Source organism: Phyllobacterium chamaecytisi (assembly GCF_020164455.1).
Taxonomy (GTDB): domain Bacteria; phylum Pseudomonadota; class Alphaproteobacteria; order Rhizobiales; family Rhizobiaceae; genus Phyllobacterium; species Phyllobacterium chamaecytisi.
In genome coordinates, this window is the sequence record NZ_JAIQWW010000088.1 from 1 (window position 1) to 325 (window position 325).

The following is a 325-nucleotide window of genomic DNA, read 5'->3' on the forward strand; positions in this document are numbered from 1 at the left end:
TCCGTTTCCGGCTTGGTGGTTTTGGTCCCTTTGACATCGATCATCATGCTGAAACCCTCGATGTGACGCGCGGCGCATTTTGTGCGGCAGGCGCGGGTCGGTTGACTGTTTCTGCGGGTGCGGACGATTTGAGAATCTCGTCCTTTGGTCCAAAGGCCACCATCTTGCCGTTCTGGATGACGGCGACCATGTCCACTGCGGCCAAGGCGCTTGGCCGATGGGCTATCACGATGGCAATGCCGCCGCGTTCGCGGATCGCCTTTATCGTCTGGGTCAATGCCATCTCGCCTTCACCATCGAGATTGGAATTTGGCTCGTCCATGAC

1 pseudogene is annotated in these 325 nt (G+C 57.8%); it reads right to left on the minus strand.

The window, feature by feature from the left end:
* Positions 1–43: 43 nt before the first annotated feature.
* Positions 44–325: pseudogene (locus LB462_RS31060) on the minus strand (type I secretion system permease/ATPase); the annotation flags it as partial.